Here is a 19,057-nt window from a genome sequence, read left to right on the forward strand (position 1 = left end):
TGCGCCGCTCACTCGTTCGCCGCCTTCGCGGTCGGCAGGCGCGAGATGAGCCGCAGCGACACGGTGAGCCCTTCGAGCTGGTAGTGCGGCCGCAGGAAGAATTTCGACGTGTAGTAGCCGGGGTTGTCCTCGACCTCGTCGACAACCACCTGCGCGGCCGCGAGCGGCTTGCGCGCCTTGGTTTCCTGCGACGAGTTCACGGGGTCGCCGTCGACGTAGTTCATGATCCAGTCGTTCAGCCAGCGCTCCATGTCGTCGCGTTCGCGGAACGAGCCGATCTTGTCGCGCACGATGCACTTCAGGTAATGCGCGAAGCGGCAGCACGCGAACAGGTACGGCAGGCGGCCGGACAGCCGCGCGTTCGCGGTCGCGTCGGGGTCGTGATACTCGGTCGGCTGGTACAGCGACTGCGCGCCGATGAACGCCGCGAAATCGGAGTTCTTCCGGTGGACGAACGGCATGAAGCCGTTCTTCGCGAGCTCGGCCTCGCGGCGGTCGCTGATCGCGATCTCGGTCGGGCATTTCTGGTCGACGCCGCCATCGTCGGTCGGGAACGTGTGGCTCGGCAGCCCTTCGACGGCTCCGCCCGATTCGACGCCGCGGATCGACGAGCACCAGCCGTACTGCTTGAACGAGCGGTTGATGTTCGCAGCCATCGCGTACGCCGAATTCGCCCACGTGTAGCGGTCGTGGTTCGCGGCGTCGGTGTCTTCCTCGAAGTCGAATTCGTCGACCGGGTTGGTGCGTGCGCCATACGGCAGCCGCGCGAGAAAGCGCGGCATCGCGAGGCCGACGTAGCGCGAGTCCTCCGATTGCCGCAAGCTGCGCCACGCCGCGTATTCGGTGTTCTGGAAGATCTTCGTCAGGTCGCGCGGGTTCGACAGCTCCTGCCACGAATCCATCTGCATCAACTCGGGCGACGCGCCGGCGATGAATGGCGCATGGGCGGCCGCCGCGATCTTCGACAGCTCGCCGAGCATCTCGACGTCCGGCGGGCTGTGGTTGAAATGGAAGTCGCCGACCAGGCAGCCGAACGGCTCGCCGCCGAACTGCCCGTATTCCTCCTCGTAGATCTTGCGGAACAGCGGGCTCTGGTCCCACGCGACGCCCTTGTAGCGTTTCAGCATCCGCGCGACCTCGTTGCGTGATGCCGGCAGCGCCTTGATCTTCAGCAGTTCGTCGGTCTCCGTGTGCGTGACGAGGTAATGCAGCCCGCGCCACGCGCCTTCGAGCGTCTGGAATTCGTTGTGGTGAAGGATCTGGTTGATCTGCTCGGACAGCTTGCGGTCGATCTCGGCGATGATCTGCTTCACGCTGCCGTACGCGTCGTTCGTCATGCCGACCGTATGTTCGAGCGCCTGCTGCGCGAGCGTGCGCACGGCGCGCTCGACCGACTCGCGCGCCTCGGCCGTCTTCGGCTTGAATTCCTTCTGCAGCAGCGCCGCGAATTCACCGTGCGCGACGGCCGGCTGCGCGGGCTGGCGCGCGTCGGCGCGGGACTGGACGGGATCATTCATCGCGGGCCTCCGGTTGGGTCGCGTCACCGCCCTGCGCGGGTTCGCGCACGAGCGTCTTCAGCAGGTCGGGATCGTTGATCGCGCGCTCGATCAGCTGTTCGGCGCCGTGCTTGCCGTCCATGTACGACAGCAGGTTCGACAGCTCGGTGCGCGCCTCCAGCAGCCGGCGCAGTGCGTCGACGTTGCGCGCGATCGCGGCCGGCGAGAAATCGTCGATCTGCTCGAACGTCATGTCGACGTTGAGCATCCCTTCACCCGTCAGCGTGTTCGGCACCTGGAACGCGACGCGCGGCGCGACCGACTTCATCCGCTCGTCGAAGTTGTCGACGTCGATCTCGAGGAACTTGCGCTCCGGCAAATCCGGCAGCGGCTCGGCGCGCTTGCCGGCCAGGTCCGAAATCACGCCCATCACGAACGGCAGCTGCACCTTGCGTTCGGCGCCGTAGGTCTCGACGTCGTACTCGATCTGCACGCGCGGCGCCCGATTGCGCGCGATGAACTTCTGTCCGCTGCCCGCTGCCTTGGTTCTGTCCGTCATCGTCCACTCCTTCACTTCGATCAGGTTGCGCAGGTCGTTGCCGCCCGCGTGGCGGCTTCCTTCGTACGGTTCATTCGCTCCGCTCGCCGCTCAGCAGGTCCAGCTTCGGCAGGCTCTCCGGCGCGAGATCGCGGATGATGGCGTAGAAGTCGAGCGCGAGCAGCCGCTGGGCGCGCCGCAGCAGCAGCGGCGCAGGATGGCTCGGCTCGTGCAGCTCGAAATAGCGGCACATCTTGTCGAGGCCGATGCGCACGTCGTCGCGGCTCGTGAATTCGGCGTCGCGCCACGCGTGAGCGTTCGGCGGGGCCGCCGGTGCGGCGGTTGCGGCGCTGCCGGGCGTGGCCTGCCGTGCGGGCGTCGCGCCGTCCGGTACGTGCTGCGACGGCTCGGGCAGCGGGACTTCCTGCACGATCCGCCGCAACGCTTTTTCCGCATCGCCTTCGTCGGGCGCCCATTCGCGGCCGAGCTTGCCCGCCACGCACGCGCGGATCGCATCGAGCGATTGCAACGCAGTGCGTGTAGCGTCGAGCGGCATCGTGCCGTCGTCGCGTGCGGCCGATAGCGCGGCGATCAGGCTTTCGCGGCTGCCGGTCGCGGCGGCGCCCGTTTCGTCACGGCCGTCGAGCAGCCGTTCGGCGTCGCGCACGCTCGGGCCCCCGTCGAACAGCGGCTGGCGGCGCGCCGCGCGTGCGCAGTCGTGCGCGCCGGCCACGTCGGCAAGCGCGTTCATGCGCGGCGTCGGGTCCGGCTCGCCGTCCGCATCGAGCCGCGGATGCAGGTCGTCCCAGCGGTGTTCGAGCAGCATCGCGACGACCGCGAGCGCGTCCGCATAGCCGGGAATGCCGTGCTGCTCGGTCCAGCTGCGCGCGAGATACGCGACGACGCGCAAGTCCCTCGTGCGGGCGGACAGTGCGAGCGCAAGCCGCTCGACCGTCCGCCAGTCGGGCGCCTCGGCCGGGATCACGGTGTCGCCGTACTGCTGCTCGGCGCGCGGCGTCGCGCGCTCCTGCAGGTGCAGGAACTCGGCGTCGTATTCGAGGTTCGCGCCGCACGGTGCATCGGGTGCGACGTCCGCGAGCAGCCGGCCGATCAGGTCGGCGCGCGGCGACGCCGGCACGCCGGGCGATGCCGCGGAAGATTCGGCGGCGGCCAGCGCCGCCTGGCTGACGTCATTCGAATGCATAGTCGATGTTGACCGGTTTGCTGCCGAAATCGATCGCGACGGTGCGATGCAACGGCGGCAGCGAGCCGTTGCGGATCTCGATCACGTAGACGCCCGGCGTCAGCGACACCGAACGCAGCGGCGGGCTCGCGCCGCGCCTTGCGCCGTTTACGTAGATGTCGCCCCACGGCCGCACATTGAAACGGACCTGGACGGTTTCCTGCGTCTTCGGCGGACGCGGTTGCGATTCGGCCGTCGGCGCGTTGACGGCGGCGACGGCCGTCTCGGCTTCCGACGGCGCCTTCGGCGCTTGTGTCGGTGCTGTTGCGGGTGTCGCGGCCGCTTCCGACGGCGGTACGTTGACGACGCGTTCGGACGCGTCGAGGCTGCCGGCCGGTGCGATGGTCGAACTGGCGCCGACGCGCGCCGGGGGCGGGTTCGTGACGGTCGTCGCGACCTGCGGCGCCGGCACGGCGGCTTCGACGGCAGGCGCGCTGGCCGGCGCGGCGGCGACAGGTGGCGGCGGAACATCCGCGGACGATCCGGCCGGCAGGCTCGAGGGCGGCACGACGGTCGGTGTCGGCCCCTGCTGGGCCAGCGTAGGCTCCGCGGTACTTGCGGGCGGTGACGTGCCGGCCAGTGGCTGGCTCGCGGCGGGCGCGGTGTCGTCAGCGACGCGGGACGGACGCGACAGATAGGTCGCGGCGAGGCCGACGGCGATCAGCGCAACGACTGCGGCGCCGACATAGGCCGGCATGCGGCGGTTGCGCGATCCGGCGGGTGCCGCCGCATGAGGAGTGTCGGTCGGCGGAGCTGCTCCTCCAGACAACGCGGACGACGCGGCGGGCGAAGCGGAGGCGGTTTCCTCCGTTGTCGACACGTTGTTCGAGCGCGCGGGTTGCGAAGCCCGCGTATCCGACCCGGCCCCGCCCGAAGCGGTCCCGCCGTCACCGATCGTCGACGCCGCCGACGACGACGCGGTACCGGGAGCCGCGGTAGCCTGCCCTTCCCCGCCCTTGCCCGCATCGCCCACCGGCGGCACGACTGCCGCGCCATACGCGCTGCCCGTCCGGTCGAAGTCGCGCAACCCGAGTTCCGCCGCGAACGCCGCGACCGATTCCGGCCGCTCCGGTATCCGCAACTGCAGCGCATGATCGACCGCCGCGAGAAATGCCGGGCTGTACACCTCGCCGGCCGGCAGTTCGCGCGACGCGAGCGGCCGGTAGGTGTCCTTGATGCTGCGCACGACGGCCGCGGGCGGCAATTCGCCGGTGATCATCGCGTGCATCACCGCGCCGAGCGCATAGAGGTCGGTCCACGGCCCCTGGCTGAACGCGGGATCGTCGGTGTACTGCTCGATCGGCGCGTAGCCCGGCTTGATCATCATCGCGCCGTCGTCGACCATATCGCCGATCCGTTTGCGCGCCGCGCCGAAGTCGAGCAGGATCGCGCTGCCGTTCGGGCGGATCAGCACGTTGTCGAGCGCGACGTCGCGATGGAAGCACTGCGCGCGATGCAGCGTGTCGAGCGCGCCGAGCAGCGCGCCGACGATGTTGCGCAACTGCGTCTCGCTGATCCGCATCCCGCTGTCGAGCAGCTGCTTGAGCGTGCGGCCTTCGTAGAACGGCATCACCATGTACGCGGTGCCGTGGCTTTCCCAGAAGTGCAGGACCTTGACGAGCCCCGGATGATCGAACTGCGCGAGCAGGCGTGCCTCGTTGAGGAACGCGCCGCGCCCCGCGTCGAACGCCTGCGCGAACCGCTCCGAACGCAGCGACACCGTATAGTCGCCGCCGCGCGTCGCGAGCATCGACGGCATGTACTCCTTGATTGCGACCGCGCGCCGCAACGTGCGGTCGAACGCGCGATAGACGATGCCGAAACCGCCAATGCCCAGCACCTCGTCGAGCTGCAGTTCACCGAGGCGATGGCCGAGCGGCAGCGGCCGCACCGTGAATTCGGATGCGTCGCCGCGTGTCGCCGTGTCGTGCTCGTTGTCTCTCGATCCAGCGTCCTTCATGTCCACCACCTCTCGAAACCGCGTCCTTTCCGCCTGCCGCGCGTGGCGGCCCGCCGATCGTCACCCGCGCCGCTAACTGCCGCCGAACAGCGTCAGGAACAGTGCGTTGTCGGGCGTGCCCGTATGCGCATGCGTGCGCAACGGCGATCCGTCGGCGCGGTTGGTCCACCAGAAGCTGGTGCCGCCGTGCGGATCGAAATAGCCGGACAGCCCGGGCCAGGCGGCCGGCGCAGGCTGTGCCGGCAGCGCTGCCGGCGTGCCGTCGACGAGGTCCGCCGCATCGCGGCCGACGTCGGGCGCGAGCCGCACGCGTTCGAGCGTCTGCTCGAGATCGCCCGGCGCGCGCGCATGGCGGATCGCGTCGAGCAACGCATGGCCGACCTGCCAGTAGAACGCGTCGGCGGTGTCCGGCAGCCCGTTCCGGTAATCGGCCGCGCGCATCGGCAGCGTGACGATCACCGGGTAATAGCGCCCCACGCGGTCGCAGCTCGGCGCGAGGCAGCCCGACTGCACGCACGACGCGCCGGCACCCGCGGGGATCAGGAAGTTCCAGACCGGCGCGACCGTGTAGTGGCGCTCGATCTCGTCCGTGCCGCGCTGGCGCATCGCAGCCATCCCTTGCTGGAGCCAGCGTTCCCACCACAGCGCGAGCGCATGCGGCAACCGGCTGTTCACGAAGTCGCCGGCGCCGGGAATCTTCCCGTACCAGGCCGGCGCGTCGCCGTCGGCGCGCGCGAGCGGCGGTGTCGGGCTCATGGCTTCGGAGGGCATGTAAAGGACTCCATCTGGGGCAGTCGGAACGGGTTGCGGACACTGCCCGCATTCACCTGCAGCACGATCGGTTTGCCGTCGACCGTGAAGCGCGCAATCATCTGGTCCGAGCCGCGCCCGGCCGACACGGCCGCGCGGTCGAACAACCGGTGCAGCGCCCACGGCCCGTCGGTCGAGAAGCCGTCGGTCGCGCCGGCCTGCCCCGACACCTGCAGCCGCACCTGGTTGCTGCCGCGCGGGCCCGGCCACTCGACCGCGCTCTGCACGAGCGGGCCGTGCGCGTAGCGGACGATCTGTCCGTCGACGTCGAGCACCATCTCGGTGATCGACGGATCCATTTCGAGCGGCTGGATCTGCGCCTTCAACTGCGCGGTGCGCGCACCGCCGCCGAAATAGACGTCGCGGATCACCGCGGCCTTCTCGAACGACGCCAGCATCGCCGCGGCCGACGGATCGGCGTCCGCATTGCGGTTCGCGAAGCGCCACGGGTGCGAGGTCGTATCGACGATCGACTGCAGGTTCTTCTGGAAGAAGTCGTCCATCAGCCCGCCCGGCGCGAACATCTGCGCGAAATCGGCCGGCGCGACGTCGCGCGACGCTCCGCGCGCGAACGGATAGCGGCCCGCGATCGCCTGCCGGCAGAAGTCGCCGACGTTCGCGCCGGCACGCTGCGCGACGCTGCGTTGTTCGACGGTCGCGACGCTGCCGTTCGCGACGTTCGACAGGTCGTCGAGCACTTCACGGAACGGCGTCGGCAGGCGGCCGGCCTGCGCGCGCAGCCGTGCGGGGGCGTCCGACGGCGGCGGTTGCGCGCCGCTTCTCAGCGCGTCGTCGGTGGCCGTCAGGTACGTGTACAGCGCGTCGATCGACTTCAGCACCGCGTCGAATGCCTGCGCCTGGTCGCCGCTGCCTGGCGCGAACGCGCGCAACCCGGCGAAATGGCTGTCGACCACCTGCTCGGGGCTCGCGGGCGCCGCCGTCGCCGGATTCGCGTCGCTGGCCTGCCCCGCGAAGATCTGCGACAGCGAGCTGCGCGCCTCGTCGACCTTGTCCTGCGCACGCGCTGCCAGATTGCGCGCGCCGCCCGGCGCGTCGCCGAGCGCGGTGTCGCGCGCGAGCGCCACCATCAGCCGCGTGAGCGGCGAATCGGCCGACGACAGCGCGCGCGCGACCTGGATGCTCTGCGCGAGCGTCGCCGTGCGCTGCAGCCTGATGTCGGCGAGATAGTCGTCCCAGATCTTCAGGTAGTCGTTCAGGTAGAGCTGGCGGATGTCGCGCACCCACGCGGCCGCGTCGTTCGGCCCGGGGATCTCGGACAGGCCGAGGTTCAGCACCCACACTTCCTCGCGCCCGTACGCTTCGACCTCGCCGGCCAGGCGCGGCGCGAACACGTTTCGATAGCCGTTGCGCGTATAGAAGCCCGGCACGCCTTCCGACAGCGGCTTGCCGCTCTGGCGGCGGAACACCAGCGACGCGTCGGGGCCGACCGCGCGCGCGACGCTGAAGTCGAACGACGCCGTCGCCGGGCGCAGCGTGCGCGTGAGCTGCCGGTACAGCCGCTGCGAGAGCGGCACCTGCCGCAGCCGGTCGCGCACGTCGGCCACGAGCCGTTCGTTCATCGGGTACGGCGACACGGCGACGCGGCTCCCGAACAGCGCGGCGAGATGCGCGCGCAGCGCCGAACGTTCGGCCGGCGAAAAATCGGGCGGCAGCGAGCGTTCCATTTCGAGGTCGACGACGGCCTGCACGAACGCGGGATCGTAGTGCGCGCTGTCGTACAGCATCAGGTACGCCTTCAGCGCCGCATACGCGTATTCGGTCTCGTCGGGCCGTGCGTCGCGCAGCGCGGCTTCCATCCGGCTCGCGGCTATCGGCAGCAGCACGTCCTCGAGCGCGCGCCGGTACACGGCGTCGACGGCCTCGTCGATCTTCTCGCCCTGGAATAGCCCCCACCGGTACGCGAGCGGCGGATGCTGCAGGTCGACGCCACCCGCATTCGCGAGGCCGCCGAGCGCGTCGAGCACGGGCAGCAGCCGTGCGATGTCGGACGCATCGGAGAATTTCGCGCCGGCGATCTGCGCATCGACGGCCGGCACGCGCGCGGCGATCTGGTCGAGATACGCACGGTTGTTTGCATAGCTGCGCAGCCATGCGGCCAGCACGGCCACGCAGGCCAGCGCGAGCAGCACGTAGCCGGCGATCTGCAGTACGCGCCGCTTCTGGTGCCAGCGCAGGTCGCTGCCGGCGAGCGCGGCTTCGCGGAAGATGTGTTCCTGCAACAGCGACTTCAGGAAGAAGCTGCGCCCGGTCGACCCGACCTGCGCGACCGGCGGCACGCCTTCTATCTTCAGGAAGCGCTTGATGCCGCTCATCACGCGATCGAATGCGGTGCCCTCCTGCGTGCCGCTCGTCAGGTAGACGCCGCGCAGCATCGGCATCGGCTCGTAGCTCGACACCGAAAACACTTCGGCGACGAACTGGCCGAGCATGTCCTGCAGGTCGGCGATCTGCTGCGGCAGCAGGTACGTCATCTCGCGCTGGCGCGCGTCGGTCTGCGCGGCGAGCAGTTCGGGCAGCCCGTCGTTCAGCCGCTGGTGCAGCAGTCGGTATTCGCGGTCGAACGCCGCGCGCAGGTCGAAGCCCGGCGCCTCGCTCTGCGCGAGCGGGAACGTGAAGCCCCACACCTGCGCGCATTCCGCGCGGCCGTATGCACCGAAATATTCGGCGAAGCCGGCCAGCAGGTCCGCCTTCGTCACGAGCAGGTAGACGGGAAAGCGGATGCCGAGCTGCGCGCGCAGTTCGAGCAGCCGCTTGCGCAGCACCATCGCGTGTTGCGTGCGCTCGGCTTCCGACGCGCCGAGCAGGTCGGCGACGCTGATCGTCAGCATCGCGCCGTTCAGCGGCTGGCGCGTGCGGTATTTCTTCAGCAGCTCGACGAAGCCTTTCCACTCGGCCTCGTCGAGCGCGCGATTGCCTTCGTGCGTCGTGTAGCGGCCGGCCGTGTCGATCAGCACCGCGTCGTTCGTGAACCACCAGTCGCAATGACGCGTGCCGCCCACGCCGCGAATCGCCGCGCGGCCGAACTGCTCGGCAAGCGGGAAGCTGAGCCCCGAATTGACGAGCGCGGTCGTCTTGCCCGAACCGGGCGCGCCGATGAACACGTACCACGGCAACTGGTACAGATACTGGCGCGACATCCGGTCGAACCAGCGCGGCAGGCCGTGACGCACGGTGTCGGCTTGCCCGAAGCGGACTTTCTTCAACAGCGTCGCGGCTTCGTCGAAGCGGCTGCGCAGCTCGTCGAGCTGCGCCTTTGCCGGATCGTCGGCGGTGGCCGGCCCCGGCGCGGCCTCGCGCAACTGGTTCAGCAACTGCGCGTTGAGGCGGCCGGCGCGCCAGCTGCGCCATGCGACGCGTGCGCCCCACGCGATGAACAGCACCGCGATCGTCAGCCCGCGCGCCCAGCCGCTTTCGAGCGGCCGGACCTCGGCGAACGCGAACAGCGGGCCCGCGAGCCACACGAAGCACGCGAGCATGACGAGACCGGCGAAGGTCCAGATTTCCCGCGACGGCAAGGGCCGGACGAAACGCGCGACAGCCTGGTTCATTTCAGTTCGCCCCCTGCGTCGCGCCGGAGACACTGCCGGGTGCCGGCAGCAGCGTGATCTCGACGCGCCGGTTCAGTGCCCGGTTCGCGGGCGAATCGTTCGGTGCGACCGGATCGAGCGTGCCGCGCCCTTCCGCCGCCAGCCGCTCCGGATGGTCGAGCCGCGCGGCGATCATGGTGCGCACGGCTTCCGCGCGTTCGCGCGACAGGTCCCAGTTCGACGCGAAGCGCGCCGTATGCACGGGCGTGTCATCGGTATAGCCGGTCACGCGCACGTTGCCGGGCACCTTGTTCAGCGCATCGGCGACGCGCGCGAGCACCGGCGCGTAACGGTCGATCACCGACGTCGAGCCGGACTTGAACAGCCCGTCGCCGCGCAGCACGATCACGCTGCGATCGGCATCGTCGCGCACCGACACGAGGCCGGCCGCGATCTCGGGCGCGAGGAATTTCGCGATCCGCGGTGCCGGCGCCGGGCGCGGCGGCACCTGCGCGGGCTGCAGCTTCGGCACGTGCAGCGCGTCGATCGACGCGAACAGCCGGTCGGAATGCCCGGCGAGCGCAATGCGCAGCCCGACGAACAGGCCGAAGCCGATCAGCAGTGCGAGCGCCACGCACACCCACAGCGGCACGACGAACCGGCGGGCGACGTCGCGCGTGACGACGTCGCGCCAGTGCGGCGACAGCGCGGGCTCGAATTCGCCGCGCACCGAGCGGATCGTGAGCGCGAGCTGGTGGCGCAGCGCGTCGAGCTGCGCATGGCCGTTGTCGAGCACGCGATAGCGGCCCTCGAAGCCGAGCGCGAGACAGAAATACAGCAGCTCGAGCAGGTCGAGATGCTGACGCGGCTGCTGCGACAGCCGTTCGAGCAGGTGGAAGAACTTCTCGCCGCCCCAGGTCTCGTTGTGGAACGACACGAGCAGGCTGTGCGACGACCACACGCTGCCGCCCCACGGCGTCAGAGCGGCCGCCTCGTCGAGCGCCGTGCACAGGCAGTAGCGCGCGCCGATGATCGCCTCGGACGGCACGCCGGCTGCCTGCGCGCGTGCCTCGAACTGCCGGATCTCGACCACGAGATGCTCGCGCAGCCACGCCGGATTCGGATGGTGGACGGTCGAGCGGATCTGCGGCACCAGGTTGAGCAGCGGGTTCGCGGCCGCGACGAGCGGGTTCGTGCCGCTCGCGGCCCAGCGGCCCGGCCGCGGCTGCGTGGCCGTCGGCCCGGCCGTGCCCGACGCGGCAGCCGGATGCATGCCGCCCGGATTCGGCGGCACGAATCCGCCGGCACCGGCGGAGATCGGATCGGAAGAAGAATTCATCGCGTCGCCCCGGCGTCACCCGCGTATCGCCCAGAACTCCATCGAGAGTCCGGGGAATTCGCCGGCGAAATGAAATGCGAGACCGCCGGAACGCGCCAACTGCTTCCACAGGTCGCTGCCCTTGTCGATCTCGAAGTACGTATGGCCCGCGTGATACGGGATCTGGCGTGGCGCGACCGGCAACTGGCGCATCGTGATGCCCGGCAGCTGCAACTGCACCAGATCGCGGATCCGCTCGACGGGCCCGAGCTTCGCCTGCGCGGGAAAGCGCGTGCGCAGGCTGTCGGCCGGCACGTCCGCGCGCACCGCGAGCACGAAGCCGGCCGTGTCGCGCAGCGCGGGATCGGCCAGCGTCGCGACGCGGATGCCGTTGCCGGCATCGCGCAGCTCGATCTGGATCGCGTTCTGTTCGAGCACCGTCGACAGCGACCGCCGCAGTTCCGCGATCAGTTCGGCAAAGCTCGTGCGCAGGTCATCGTGCACGTAGACCGCGAGCGACTGCGGGCGCCGGCCGGCAGCCGTGAACGTGCTCAGGTCGCACGCGAGTTTCAGCCAGTCGCAGAACAGCGTTTCCGGATGCGTCGCCACATGCTGCTGCGCATGCCAGGTCAGCGCGAGGTAACGGTTCACGAGTTGCAGCAACAGGAAATCCGCGACTTCCGACACGCCGCCGCGCCCTGGTTCCGACAGCCGTTCCCCAAGCGCCTCGCTGCGCTGCGCAAGCAGCCCGTGCAGCTCGCGTGCATAGGCGAGCAACACGGGATCGCGCTGCGCGACGAGCCGCGGCGGAATGTAGCCGTCGTCGACCAGCAGCCGTGCATCGGTGCGCCGCTCGACGATCCGCGCGACGCCGAGCGCGTGCCAGTCGCCGGTCAATTCGGCTTCGAGCATCAGCCGCACGTTCAGGCGGCCCGTCTGCAGCAGCGCGGGGCCGAGCGCAACCGCGTTCGCGTCGGCGACTTCGTATTCGCGCACGACATAGCGCGCGACGTCCGCGTCGGCGCTCGCGCTGCTTCCGCCGTTTGCGGCGCCTGCGCCGAACGACACCTCCTCGCCCCCGCCGCGCCACAGCGGCAGCGCAAGCACGACGAGCTGGTCTTTCGCATCGCCCGGTACGTCGAGCGGCTCGGGGAGATCGTCCGGATGCGACAGGTCGAACGGCGTACCGTCGCGCATCACGCCCGATGCGGCGCGCAGCGCGACCTTGCCGAACGCCAGTTGCTCGCGATCGATCTCGAGCGTGTCGAAGCCCCAGTAGAAGCCTTGCAGCGGCAGGCAGCGCAACGCGACGTAGCGTTCCCAGTGCCGTTCGAGCTGCTGGAAATGCTGTGGGCGCAGGAACATGCCTTCGGTCCACACCACGCGCTGGCGCAGCGCCGCAACCGGCGTCGCGGACATCGTCGGTTCGGTCATGGTCGCCCCTGCGGATTGTTCAGCGCGACGCCGCCGTTCCGGACCGCGATCGACAACTTCAACTCGCCCGGCGACGTCTGCCAGAACTTGTACAGGTTGAGCTGCTTCGCGCGCGGCAACGGTACCGTGAGCCGCCAGCGGTTCCTTTCGAGCATCCGGTATTCGGCAACGACGCCGATCGCGCCGGCCTCGACATTGCCGCGATAGTGCAGCGTGCGCGACTCGCCCGGCCGCAGGATCACGCGGTCGGTGCCGAGCAGGTCCGCGCCGAGCACATTCTCGGGCTTGTCCTGCAGCGAGAAGAAATCCGCGCTGTCGAATCCCGACGCCGCGCGAAGCTGGAACACCTTCAGTACGATCGGTGAGGGCTTGCGATTCATGTCGGGGTTGACGTCGGGCGCCACGTCGACCGTGATCGCATACGGCACCGCGGCCGCGTGCTCCGTCGCGCCGCACCCCGGCAGCAGCAACGCGCATCCCCATACGATGAAACTGCTCGACCGCCATTGCATATTCCACCCTCGCCACCCAATAGCCGTGCGCCGGTTTCCGAGTGCGAAACCGGTTGACCGGATTAAAAAAGGGACAATTAATTGACTGGTAATTATGTGACTGGCATGTCCATCCATTGAAAATGGTGTCGGCAAATTGTTCTTGTCTGAAGCCGGGTCAAATCATTCGAGTTTTTCGAAATTTGATTTGGCAGGATGATTGGCAATTGAATTGATGTGAATCATTTGACGGAAAAGTTAATCCAGCCGGTTCGCCTGGGCGGCCCGGTTCTATTGCGTCGACGTCTTTCGGATGGGCTCGGAGGGTACGAGCCGGCCGGCCACCGGACAAGGGCTGTGCGGCGCTGACGATGAGCCAGGCTATTCGTGTTGCCCGAACGGATGTCCCGTTTTCTCCGGCATTGACGAGCGCTGGCCAAACAACTGACAAATCCGAAAAACACAGCGAACTATAGATCGTTTTTCTGGATTAACAAGCACTGAAATTCGTAGTCTATTTTCAGGTTTAAATGGAATCGGATCGGTCATTTGAAACAAAACGTAACAGCACCATCGATGTCGATGATTGGCACTAGAATCCAACAGCACTTGCGAGCCCTCTTCCAATTACGCGAATTCTTAATTTCAATAATGAAAGGACGTGCATCGATCGTTCTTTTCCTTGGCGCGCTGCTGCTGGGGGCCGGCGGATGCAGCACGTCGCCGACGCAGTCGGCTGCGCATGCAACGGTCGACAGCGCGCGTGCCGCGTACGCCGCTGGCGACTACGGGCGCACGATCGCGCTCTTGAGCCACGCGAAGGAGATCGACGGCGCCGACACCGAGACGCAGGTCGCCGCGCACAAGCTCCTGGCGTTCAGCTATTGCGTGACGAACCGCATCGCGCCGTGCCGCGCCGAGTTCTCGAAGATTCTCGACCTCAACCCGCGCTTCGACTTGTCCCCCGCCGAGAAGGGGCATCCGATCTGGGGGCCCGCGTTCGAATTCGCGCGCCGCAGGCATGCGTCGTCGTCCTGAGCGAACCGGTTTCCACGCGAGCGCTTCATCCACCGAGCGACGTATGACATGCAACTGATCGTGATCGAACATGCCGGCGAGCCGGTCGAAAACGACTCCTACGACGCCGTCGTGTTTCATCCGCCGGGCGGCACCATCGGCCGCGCGACCGACAACCATCTGGTGCTGCGCGACGACACCCGGCAGATTTCGCGCTTGCAGGCCCTGCTGCAGGTCGGCGACGACACCTGCCTGCTGAAGAACCTGAGCAGCGTATCGACGATCGAGGTGAACCGCGAACCGGTCGGTTATGCGCAGGAGCGTCCGCTCAATACGGGCGACATCATCCGCATCGGGCCGTACGTGTTGCGGGCCGAACGCGACGATGGCGGCGATGGCGACGACGACACGCCGGTCATCGACATGGTCCCCGATACCGGTGCGCCTGTCGACACGCGCGGTACGGCCGGGGCGGCCGCGGCGGCGCCCTCGCCTTTGCCGAAAGGCGCCGGCAACCGGCTGTGGGGGCTGCTCCAGGATCGTCTCGCGCCACGCGGCAAGGCGGCGGATGCCGCCGCACGGCCCGGCAGTCCCGCCCGCCCGGATGCGCCGCAGCCGGCGAACCGCGCGGCCCGGGCCGTGCCGCCCGCGCCGTCGCAGCGCGACCTGAACCAGTTGTCGATCGATCCGCTGGATCTGTTTGCGCATGCGTCGGGCGACCCCGGCGGGCCGAGCACGGCGCCGCCGGCCGGGCACGGCAACGCGGATCGCGACACGTCGCACGCGACGCAGGCCGACCATGCGCCCGAGTGGACGCAGCACGTGCGCGTTCAGCCGGCAGCCACGCGTGCCGACACACGGCCGGCCGACGAGCCGGCGTCACCGGCCGCGCGTGCCAGGCCGGCGCCGCCGACACCCGACGAGCTGCTGAACGCGTTCTTCGAAGGCGCGGGGCTCGATACGGCCGCCGAATCGCACCAGTGGTCGGCCGAACAGCTGTACATCGCGGGCCAGCTGCTGGCGCTGTTCGCGAACGGCACGGTCGAACTGCTGTCGTCGCGCAGCATCCTGAAGCGCGAGGTGAAAGCGCACATGACGATGCTGCTCGATCGCGAGAACAACCCGCTGAAACTGCTGCCGGACGGCGGCGCGGTGCTGCGTCAGATGTTCGGGCTGCCGCTGCCGGGCTTCATGTCGCCGCAGAGCGCGGTCAGCGACGCGTTCCAGGATCTGCACGCGCACCAGATCGGCATGGTCGCCGGCATGCGCGCCGCGCTGATGGACCTGCTCACGCGTTTTTCGCCGCAACGGCTGCGCGAACGCGACGACGCGATGCGCTGGTACGAGAAGCGCGTGCCCGCGCTGTACAAGGCAAGGATGTGGGATCGCTACGCGGCGACCCATCGCGATACGGTGTTCGCGATCGAGGACGATTTCGCGTCGGTGTTCGGCAAGGCATTCCTGGCCGCGTACGACGCGGAAGTGGAAAGCTATCGCGGCAGCGGGCGGCATTGACGAAGCGGATGCACGGGAAGACGATTCGCCTTCCCGCCGGTGCCGCACCCGCAGCCGTCAGGCCAGCGGCGGATGAACGGCCTGCTTCAGGCCGCTCGAGTAGTGCTTGTAGTCCCAGGCCACGCTATCGCCGGGTTGCAGCGTGTAGACCGCGCACGAGACGTCGGGCATCTTACCGTTGACGAAATACACCCACCAGTAGCCGTTTCCGCCCTGATTCGCCTGCACGCCGCCCAGGGCCGTCACGAACAGGCTTGCGCCCGATCCCTGCGATTGCGGGTTGAGGGCGGGCGACACGCCGTCGGCGGTCAGGAGATCGAATACGGTCGTCACGCCGGGCGCAATTGCGATGTTGTCGTTCGCTTGCCAGGGTGGCGCGTGATATTCGGAACCCCAATCGACGAATTGATTTGCTACCGAATTGGCCATGACGATATCCCCATAGTGGTGGTTGACCAAACTGCTCCCGCTTTGTGTTTTGCGTTGTGCGTCGAAAGCACCGGTGCCTGGCCCGGGTGTCGGAAAGTCATGGAGACGGCATGCCGATCGCCCGGTCACGGGCGCAGCCTTTCAGTTCGCGCGCGGTTGTCATTCTTCTGCTGCCGGCGCCCCTGCCGTCCGCGAAATCGTGTAGCCGTATTGATCTGAGGATAGGCGATGGGTCAATGCTTCGCAATGCGTTCGACGTCCGCGGCGGAACCCCTTGCGGGCCCCTAAAAAAACCGCCGCCCCCGACAGTCGCGGGAGCGGCGGCATCGCCATGCACGGCTGGTCGTCAGACCGCCATCACGGTGACCGACTTCGTGACGAGGTACGGCTCGAGTGCTTCCGGCCCGCCTTCCGACCCGTAGCCCGAATCCTTCACGCCGCCGAACGGCATTTCCGGCCACGGCGTCGCCGGCTGGTTGATCCACAGCATCCCGACTTCCATGCGCTGCGTGAGCAGGTGCACGTTCGCGAACGAGCGCGTGAACGCGTAGCCGGCCAGACCGAACGGCAGACGGTTCGCTTCGGCGATCGCATCCTCGAGCTTGTCGAAGCCGCGAATCGCCGCGACCGGACCGAACGGCTCGTTGTTGAACACGTCCGCGTCGAGCGGCACGTCCGCGATCACGGTCGGCGCGAAGAAGTTGCCTTCCGAGCCGATCCGCTCGCCGCCGGTTTCGATGCGCGCCCCGACCTTGCGTGCGTTGTCGACGACCGATGCCATCGCGGTGAGGCGGCGCGGGTTCGCGAGCGCGCCGAGCGTCGTGCCTTCCTCGAGACCGTTGCCGACCTTCAGCCCTTCCGCATGCTTGACCAGCGCGCGCGTGAATTCGTCGCGGATGCTGTTGTGCACGAGGAAGCGCGTCGGCGAAATGCAGACCTGGCCCGCGTTGCGGAACTTCGCGCCGCCGGCGGCCTTCACCGCGAGCGCGACGTCCGCATCCTCGGTGACGATCACCGGCGCGTGGCCGCCCAGCTCCATCGTCGCGCGCTTCATGTGCAGCCCGGCCATCGCGGCGAGCTGCTTGCCGACCGGCGTCGAACCCGTGAACGTGACCTTGCGGATCACCGGGTGCGGGATCAGGTACGACGAGATTTCAGCCGGATCGCCGTACACGAGGCCGATCACGCCGGCCGGCACGCCTGCGTCGACGAACGCGCGCAGCAGCGCGGCCGGCGATGCGGGGGTTTCCTCCGGCGCCTTCACGAGGAACGAGCAGCCGGTCGCGAGGGCCGCGCTCAGCTTGCGCACGACCTGGTTGACCGGGAAATTCCACGGCGTGAACGCCGCGACCGGGCCGACCGGCTCCTTCACGACCGTCTGCTGCGCGCCGAGGTTGCGCGGCGGCACGATGCGGCCGTACACGCGGCGGCCTTCGTCCGCGAACCATTCGATGATATCGGCCGCCGACAGCACTTCCACACGTGCCTCGGTGAGCGGCTTGCCCTGCTCCTGAGTCATCAGCTGCGCGATCGCGTCGGCACGTTCGCGCACCAGTGCGGCCGCCTTGCGCATCGTCGCCGCGCGCTCGTGCGCGGGCACCTTGCGCCACGCTTCGAAGCCGCGCTGCGCGGCGGCGAGCGCCCGGTCGAGATCGGCGATGCCCGCATGGGCCACCTTGCCGATCGGCTTGCCGGTCGCCGGGTTCACGACGTCGATCGTCTTGCCGCTCGCGGCGTCGACCCACTCGCCGTCGATCAGCAGTTGCGTATCCGTATAAGTCACGTTAGCCATCCAGACACCCCTACATTGCGTCGATAAAACGCGCGCTGCCGCGAACGGCCGCGCGCCGGTTGACAGAAAGAGCGAGGCCGCCGGGGCAGGCACGCACCCGGTGGCGCCGACGGCAGGCACGGCGGCCCGCCATCGTTGCGCAGCGTGCCGCGCTCAGTGCGCGGCAGCCGTCGCCTTGCGGAGTTTCGCGACGTCTGCCGCCTGCACGGCCGGTGCGCCGTTGTTCCAGCCGGCGCGCATGAACGTCAGCACGTCGGCGATCTGCTGGTCGTTCAGCTGGTTCGAGAACGCCGGCATCGGATACGCGGACGGCACACCGCCGATCACGAGCGTGTCGCTGCCGTTCAGCGTCACGTTGATCAGCGACGATGCATCGGCTTCGAGCACGTTCGGATTGCCGGCGAGCGGCGCGAGCAGCGGCGCATAGCCGCGCCCGTCCGCACCGTGGCAATGCAGGCAGTAAGCGTTATACACCTTCGCGCCCGGATCGGCTGCCGGCCGGCCCAGCGCCACCTGCGTCGGCTTCGGATCATAGCTGTACGGCGGCGCGCCCGTGCCGCCTGCGGCCGGCAACGATTTCAGGTAGCGGGACATCGCCGCCAGATCGTCGTCGGTCATTGCCTGCGTGCTGTGGTTGATCACGCTCACCATCGAGCCGAAGGCAGTCGCGTGCCGGTTCGCGCCGGTCTTCAGGAACTGCGCGACGTCGGCCTCGTTCCAGCGGCCGAGCCCCGTGTTGTGCTCGCCGGTCAGGTTCGACGCGAACCAGTTGTCGATCGGCGCGCCCGACAGGAACGCCGCGCCGCCTTCGTCGAGCGCCTTCTCCTGGAAGCCGACGCCGCGCGGCGTGTGGCACGACCCGCAGTGCCCGAGCCCCTGCACGAGATAGGCGCCGCGGTTCCACATCGCATCCTTGTCCGTTTTGTCGGCATAAGGCGTCGTGTCGAGGAACACCATGTTCCACAACGCGAGCGGCCAGCGCATGTTGAGCGGCCACGGGATGTCGGACGGCCGGTTCGCCTGCTTCACCGGTTCGACGCCGTGCATGAAGTACGCGTACAGCGCCTTCACGTCGTCGTCCTTCAGCTTCGCGTACGACGGATACGGCATCGCCGGATACAGGTTGTGACCGTCCTTCGCGACGCCCTTGCGCAGCGCGCCGGCGAACTCGGCTTCGGTATAGCCGCCGATGCCGGTTTCCGGGTCGGGTGTGATGTTGGTCGTGTAGATCGCGCCCATCGGCGTGACCATCTTCAGGCCGCCCGCGAACGGCGTGCCGCGCGGCGCGGTGTGGCACGCGACGCAATCGCCGGCTTTCGCGAGATAGGCGCCGCGCGCGACGAGCGCGCTGTCGGCCGGCGCCGCCTCGGCGGCGTGCGCGGCCGGGCCGGCCAGCAGCGCGGACAAGGCAAGCAGCGACGCGCGGAGCGTGTTCAGCGTGAGGTATCGCATGATCGTCGTCTCCG

General features: G+C 68.6%; 14 protein-coding genes. 2 read left to right on the forward strand and 12 right to left on the reverse strand.

Translation table 11 applies throughout. From position 1 onward, the window contains the following. Nucleotides 1-8 precede the first annotated feature (8 nt). The 9 genes from tssC to tssJ all read right to left on the reverse strand — a co-directional run bounded on the left by tssC (nt 9) and on the right by tssJ (nt 12,859). Nucleotides 9-1,517 (reverse strand): type VI secretion system contractile sheath large subunit, encoded by a 1,509-nt coding sequence (gene tssC / locus AC5LXX_RS23370; protein WP_493413371.1) that lies wholly within the window; start codon nt 1,515-1,517, stop codon nt 9-11. Further along, nucleotides 1,510-2,055 (reverse strand): type VI secretion system contractile sheath small subunit, encoded by a 546-nt coding sequence (gene tssB / locus AC5LXX_RS23375; protein WP_124447500.1) that lies wholly within the window; start codon nt 2,053-2,055, stop codon nt 1,510-1,512. The genes tssC and tssB overlap by 8 nt, the downstream gene beginning before the upstream one ends. A gap of 70 nt (nt 2,056-2,125) precedes the next feature. Next, nucleotides 2,126-3,238, reverse strand: coding sequence for a type VI secretion system protein TssA (tssA, locus tag AC5LXX_RS23380; RefSeq protein WP_493413372.1), 1,113 nt, complete (start codon nt 3,236-3,238; stop codon nt 2,126-2,128). Further along, complete coding sequence (locus AC5LXX_RS23385; RefSeq protein ID WP_493413373.1) at nt 3,225-5,237, reverse strand: serine/threonine protein kinase; 2,013 nt, start codon at nt 5,235-5,237, stop codon at nt 3,225-3,227. Before AC5LXX_RS23385 ends, tssA begins: the two co-directional genes overlap by 14 nt. 72 nt (nt 5,238-5,309) lie before the next feature. Next, entirely contained in the window at nt 5,310-6,008 is a 699-nt protein-coding gene (gene tagF, locus AC5LXX_RS23390; protein ID WP_493413374.1) for a type VI secretion system-associated protein TagF, read from the reverse strand. Next, the gene (gene tssM, locus AC5LXX_RS23395; RefSeq protein WP_493413375.1) at nt 5,990-9,616 is read right to left on the reverse strand and encodes a type VI secretion system membrane subunit TssM; all 3,627 of its coding nucleotides are present in this window, start codon (nt 9,614-9,616) and stop codon (nt 5,990-5,992) included. The genes tagF and tssM overlap by 19 nt, the downstream gene beginning before the upstream one ends. Nucleotide 9,617: 1 nt before the next feature. Next, nucleotides 9,618-10,934 carry a DotU family type VI secretion system protein gene (locus AC5LXX_RS23400; RefSeq protein WP_493413376.1) on the reverse strand — a complete coding sequence of 439 codons (1,317 nt, stop codon included), beginning with the start codon at nt 10,932-10,934 and terminating at the stop codon, nt 9,618-9,620. A gap of 15 nt (nt 10,935-10,949) precedes the next feature. Next, the gene (gene tssK / locus AC5LXX_RS23405; protein ID WP_322082381.1) at nt 10,950-12,347 is read right to left on the reverse strand and encodes a type VI secretion system baseplate subunit TssK; all 1,398 of its coding nucleotides are present in this window, start codon (nt 12,345-12,347) and stop codon (nt 10,950-10,952) included. Beyond that, nucleotides 12,344-12,859 carry a type VI secretion system lipoprotein TssJ gene (gene tssJ, locus AC5LXX_RS23410; RefSeq protein ID WP_124447515.1) on the reverse strand — a complete coding sequence of 172 codons (516 nt, stop codon included), beginning with the start codon at nt 12,857-12,859 and terminating at the stop codon, nt 12,344-12,346. The genes tssK and tssJ overlap by 4 nt, the downstream gene beginning before the upstream one ends. Nucleotides 12,860-13,489: 630 nt before the next feature. Between tssJ and AC5LXX_RS23415 the strand changes: the two genes are divergently transcribed. Together AC5LXX_RS23415 and tagH are read left to right on the forward strand one after the other, a co-directional pair. Further along, a complete protein-coding gene (locus AC5LXX_RS23415; RefSeq protein ID WP_493405543.1) occupies nt 13,490-13,876 on the forward strand; it encodes a TssQ family T6SS-associated lipoprotein in 387 nt (128 codons plus the stop codon). Nucleotides 13,877-13,924: 48 nt separating this feature from the next. Beyond that, nucleotides 13,925-15,370 carry a type VI secretion system-associated FHA domain protein TagH gene (gene tagH / locus AC5LXX_RS23420; protein WP_493411139.1) on the forward strand — a complete coding sequence of 482 codons (1,446 nt, stop codon included), beginning with the start codon at nt 13,925-13,927 and terminating at the stop codon, nt 15,368-15,370. A gap of 57 nt (nt 15,371-15,427) precedes the next feature. Here the strand turns inward: tagH and AC5LXX_RS23425 are convergent, their stop codons facing one another. From AC5LXX_RS23425 to AC5LXX_RS23435, 3 genes are all read right to left on the reverse strand, one after another. Continuing rightward, nucleotides 15,428-15,799 (reverse strand): DUF4430 domain-containing protein, encoded by a 372-nt coding sequence (locus AC5LXX_RS23425; protein WP_124447519.1) that lies wholly within the window; start codon nt 15,797-15,799, stop codon nt 15,428-15,430. Between the two features lie 346 nt (nt 15,800-16,145). Next, a complete protein-coding gene (locus AC5LXX_RS23430; protein ID WP_493411140.1) occupies nt 16,146-17,591 on the reverse strand; it encodes an NAD-dependent succinate-semialdehyde dehydrogenase in 1,446 nt (481 codons plus the stop codon). A 153-nt stretch (nt 17,592-17,744) separates the two neighbouring features. Continuing rightward, entirely contained in the window at nt 17,745-19,043 is a 1,299-nt protein-coding gene (locus tag AC5LXX_RS23435) for a c-type cytochrome (protein ID WP_493411141.1), read from the reverse strand. Nucleotides 19,044-19,057 lie beyond the last annotated feature (14 nt).

Source organism: Burkholderia torrens, from assembly GCF_984668525.1.